The sequence below is a fragment of the Methyloceanibacter sp. genome, assembly GCF_035650995.1.
In the GTDB taxonomy this organism is placed as follows: domain Bacteria; phylum Pseudomonadota; class Alphaproteobacteria; order Rhizobiales; family Methyloligellaceae; genus Methyloceanibacter.
In genome coordinates, this window is sequence record NZ_DASRGO010000210.1 from 1 (window position 1) to 4,359 (window position 4,359).

Annotated in this window: 4 protein-coding genes, 2 rRNA genes and 1 pseudogene; 5 read left to right on the plus strand and 2 right to left on the minus strand. The window is 63.8% G+C overall.

What is annotated here, in order from left to right; translation table 11 throughout:
* Positions 1-202: ribosomal RNA gene (locus VFB18_RS15720) — 23S ribosomal RNA — on the plus strand; the annotation flags it as partial.
* A 101-nt stretch (positions 203-303) separates the two neighbouring features.
* Positions 304-418, plus strand: a 5S ribosomal RNA gene (gene rrf / locus VFB18_RS15725).
* 211 nt (positions 419-629) lie between these two features.
* Here rrf and VFB18_RS15730 read toward each other — a convergent pair.
* Entirely contained in the window at positions 630-1,349 is a 720-nt protein-coding gene (locus VFB18_RS15730; protein ID WP_324977481.1) for a cell wall hydrolase, read from the minus strand.
* A 90-nt stretch (positions 1,350-1,439) separates the two neighbouring features.
* Between VFB18_RS15730 and VFB18_RS15735 the strand changes: the two genes are divergently transcribed.
* The 3 genes from VFB18_RS15735 to VFB18_RS15745 all read left to right on the plus strand — a co-directional run bounded on the left by VFB18_RS15735 (position 1,440) and on the right by VFB18_RS15745 (position 4,183).
* The gene (locus VFB18_RS15735; RefSeq protein ID WP_324977483.1) at positions 1,440-1,904 is read left to right on the plus strand and encodes an NUDIX domain-containing protein; all 465 of its coding nucleotides are present in this window, start codon (positions 1,440-1,442) and stop codon (positions 1,902-1,904) included.
* A 199-nt stretch (positions 1,905-2,103) separates the two neighbouring features.
* Positions 2,104-3,447, plus strand: coding sequence for a L,D-transpeptidase family protein (locus tag VFB18_RS15740; RefSeq protein WP_324977486.1), 1,344 nt, complete (start codon positions 2,104-2,106; stop codon positions 3,445-3,447).
* A gap of 214 nt (positions 3,448-3,661) precedes the next feature.
* Positions 3,662-4,183 carry a copper chaperone PCu(A)C gene (locus VFB18_RS15745; protein WP_324977489.1) on the plus strand — a complete coding sequence of 174 codons (522 nt, stop codon included), beginning with the start codon at positions 3,662-3,664 and terminating at the stop codon, positions 4,181-4,183.
* Here the strand turns inward: VFB18_RS15745 and VFB18_RS15750 are convergent.
* Positions 4,180-4,359: pseudogene (locus VFB18_RS15750) on the minus strand (hypothetical protein); the annotation flags it as partial. The gene VFB18_RS15745 and the pseudogene VFB18_RS15750 overlap by 4 nt on opposite strands.

Genomic DNA, 4,359 nt, shown 5'->3' on the forward strand with positions numbered 1-4,359 from the left:
GTGGACCTGTTGTCGCGCCAGCGGCACAGCAGGGTAGCCAAGTGCGGACGGGATAACCGCTGAAAGCATCTAAGCGGGAAACCCACCTCGAAACGAGTTCTCCCTTGAGAGCCGTGGAAGACCACCACGTTGATAGGCTGGGTGTGGAAGCGCAGCAATGCGTGAAGCTAACCAGTACTAATCGCTCGATCGGCTTGATTGCTCTCATTGTCAGTGCCTCTCCTTTTCGCCCTGCCGCGCTCTGCGCTGCTTGAGGCGAAGGACGAGCACGAGAAGACCAGATTAGACACCGTCCTTCGCTGGCCTGGTGATACTGGCGGAGCGTGAACACCCGATCCCATCCCGAACTCGGCCGTGAAAAGCTCCAGCGCCGATGGTACTGCGTCCTAAGACGCGGGAGAGTAGGTCGTCGCCAGGCTTGCCAAGGACGGGTGTCTTTCAACTTGCGCTACCGGCCTTGTGCCGAGTGGAGCGCGAGCGGCGAAGGGCTGCCAGAGCCCTCATCGAGAACGCGAGCAACCGCGCTCCCCTCTTCTACGAGTTGGATTGAGCGCCGATTGAGCGCTACCACGAACGCGAGAAGCCGCCTGGGAGAAATCCCCGGCGGCTTTTTTGCGTTTAAGTTCGGTCTAGCGGCCTGAGGCGTCGTCTTCGCAGGCGAGCGAGGTAGCGCCGAGCCCCGCCTTGGCGGCATCGCACGTCCCGTGGGCGGGGGAGGCGGCGGCGCTGAAGCCGCCGAAGAAGCGCTCGATGATGCTTCCCTCGGGTGCCGCGGCGAGAGCAGTTTCGCTTGCGCCTTCGCTGGCGGTTGCGGTGAAGCTGGTGGTGGCACGAACCGGCGTCGGGCTGATGGCGGCATAGCTCCGGCCCGTCTTGCGGTAGAAGGCGTTGCCGCCGGCGACCGCCATGTATTCGACGCGATAGGGGATCTTGAGGCCGGCGACGTGGAAGAACATGGCGTCACCGATCGGCTTGTAGCGTTCGCCGGCAAGGATGGCGTCGGCGGCGCGCTCGACGGCCGGCAGCTCCCTCGGGTTGAGCGGCGCGGTCATTACTCCTCTCGCAAATTGACCCGGCTGACCCACCACGCCGCAAATCGTGTTGGGATAGCGCGGCGAAGCCACGCGGTTCATGACCACGGTGCCGACCGCCATGAGCCCGTCGCGGCTCGAGCGGTTCGACTCGAAATACATGGCGCGGATGAGACAGGTTCGCTCGTCGGATCTGGCCGCGGTCTGCGCGATGCCGCCTTGTCCGCTCTGAGGGGCTTGTCCGGTGCAGCCGTGAAGCCACGGCGTCGCGGCCACAACACAGCCCGTCAGGAGACCTCCCAGCCTTGTTCGCCTCATGCGCCCCTCGGCGAATACTCAAAAACGCGCGAACCAAGCCTCGGTGAGTGAATTTGCTCGCGCGGCCCGAATTCCGTCTAGGCTAGGACAATGGCAAAACTTAGCGCCGGAATTCTCATGTATCGCGGCAAGGGGCCTCTGCTCGAGGTCCTGCTCGTGCACCCGGGAGGTCCGTTCTGGGCCAAGAAAGACAAGGGCGCCTGGTCGATCCCGAAGGGGGAATACGAACAAGGCGAGAACCCGCTCGCGGTCGCCAGACGCGAGTTCGAGGAGGAACTCGGCGCGGCGCCGCCGTCAGGAGACTACCGCATGCTCGGCGAGATCAGGCAGCCGAGCCGGAAGCTCATCACGGCCTTCGCCGTTCAAGGCGATTTCGACCCAGCGAGACTGAAATCCAATCGATTCGAGATGGAATGGCCGCCGAAGAGCGGGAAGATCCAGTCCTTCCCCGAGGTCGATCGCGCCGCGTGGTTCGGCGTCGACGAGGCGCGGCAGAGAATGCTTCCCGGCCAGGCTCCGTTCGTCGACCGGCTGCTCGCGATCCTCGAAGGATAGCACGCCCAAGTTGCGGCAAGTGGGAGACTTTGCATTTCTCCCGTGCTGAGGCACGATGGTCCCAAGGGACACTCGTCGCGCCCAATCTGCCTCCATCATTGTGACATGAAGGCGAGGTCTGATTACCTGACATGCCAGCGCGGCGAATCGAAAGAGCAGGGGACAGAGTGGCCGAGACCGTCGCCGCATGACGTTGAGGATGAGCAAACCACGACGGCCGACAGTGCCCTCGCGTCTCTTGACGGTTGGCCTTCTCACCGGCGTCGTCTTTGCCATTGCAACTTTTGGCGCGAGCCGCGCCGATCCGCTGAACCCGTTCCGCACCTTCACCGATAGCGGCGTCGTCAGTCCCGAAGAGAGGGCGCGGCGCGAGGAGGTGCGGACCGAGCTTTATCAGCGCTACAGCGCCGACTATCAGGTCAATATCCCGTTCGTCAGCGAGGCGAGCGTCGCCGCGCTACAGGCAGCGATCCAGCGCTACCAAGGCATCGTGCAGTCGGGCGGCTGGCCGGTCGTGACCGAGAAGGTGACGCTCAGGCCCGGCGACACGGATCAGGCCGTCGCCAATATCAGACGGAGGCTGATCATCGAAGGCGACCTACCGGCGGCCACCAGCGTGAGCCCGGTGTTCGACGACGAGTTTCTCGCGGGACTCGCGCGCTTCCAAGTGAGGAACGGGTTGCGCGTTTCGGGCTTCGTCGATTCACGCACGCTCGCGGTCCTCGGCATCAGCGCCGCCGAGCGGCTGCGGCAATTGGAGAGCAATCTCGCCCGCATCCAAGGCCTTATGAGCATCAACAAGGCGCCGCGCTACGTGCTCGTAAACGTCCCGGCCTTTGTCGCGCAGGCCGTCCAAAACGGCACGCTCGCGTTGCAGAGCAATGTCATCGCCGGCAAGCCCGCGCGCGCTACTCCGCAAGTCTCGGCCAAAATCGTCGAGGTCAATTTCTTCCCCACCTGGAGCGTGCCGGACATCGTCGCGCAGCAGGATCTCATTCCCAAGATCAGGAAGGATCCGAGCTATTTCAGCGAAGAGCACTTCATGGTAATGGCCGACTGGAAGTCTCCGCCGCTCGATCCGGCCACGATCGATTGGAACTCTCCGGAGGTGGCGAGCTACAAGTTCCGCCAGGAGCCGGGGACGTTCAATGCGCTCGGCGTCGTGCGCATCAACATGCCGAACAAATACAGCGTCTATATGCACGACACGCCACTCAAGCAGTTGTTCAGCCAGAGCGCGCGTGCTTTCTCCTCGGGCTGCGTGCGCGTCGAGAAGGTGCTCGATCTCGTCGCCTGGCTGCTCAGCGAGCAGAAGGGGTGGACGCTCGAGAAGGTGCAGGCGGAAGTCGACAGCGGCCAGAAGCTCGACGTGAAGCTCAAGAACCCGGTGCCGGTGCACTTCGTCTACATTACCGCGTTCGCCACCGGCGACGGCATCGCTCAGTTCAGGCCGGACATCTACGGCCGCGACTCGGGCTTCGGCGGCCCCGACGATCAGGCCGACGCGGTCGTTGCCCAGCAAAGCCGGGCGGTTACACCCTAAGACGGATAGTCCGGGTCTTTCAGATGGTTAGCCGCCGAGGCCAGAGGCCGCGCGGGGCTGTGCCTTTTGCCGCCAAGGTTCCAAGCGACGGACCGCCGCAGCGACACCGCGGCGCAAGACTTTGCAAAATCTCCCGACTTACACAGGGGTTAACGCAATCGTTCCCGAAGGGCGGCGAGCAAACCTCGATCAGGAGCCCGTCACGGAGATCTGGATGTTTGGGCTCAGCAAGCTTCGCCTCGTAGAAATCGGCATCGCCCTTCTGCTCACTATTGCAGCGCTCATCTTTGTCGGCCTGACGGTGTGGGCGGCCGAGACCGGACGCATCAGCGTGGCCGACGCCTGGGCGGATCCGGCAGGCGCCGCAGGCGGGAGCATGGCGGCATACATGACCATCGCCAACCGGAGTCACAAAGCCGATGTGCTGAAGCGCGTACGCACTGCGACGGCCAGGGCCGTGGAGATCAATCAGCCGGCGATGACCGGAGATGGGATCATGCAAATACGCAAGGTCGAGGGTGGATTGCCGATCGATGCGGGAGCCTCCATCGTGCTCTCGCCCGGCGGGACGCATCTGAGGCTGGTCGGACTGAGAGATGCCCCAAATGCCGGAGAGGATATCCTTCTCACGCTCGAATTCGACCGCGCAGGTCCCGTCGATGTGCTCGTGCCGGTAAGCAGCGTGGGTTCGGATGCGGCGCGCGTGACCGCGGAACTTCCCGGGACGCGCAACTAGCAGCGTGGATAAAGGGCGGCAAGATCGCGCCCGCGAAGATAGATCAGGTCCTGCTTGAGGCCGCCGTGGCGCCTGATCCAGGCCTGCACGGCCGGCGGATAGGAGGCGACGACGGCCTTGGTCGCCTCGCGCGAGCGGAATTTGTGACCCGTCTCGTCGACAAGCGCCGGAGCGTG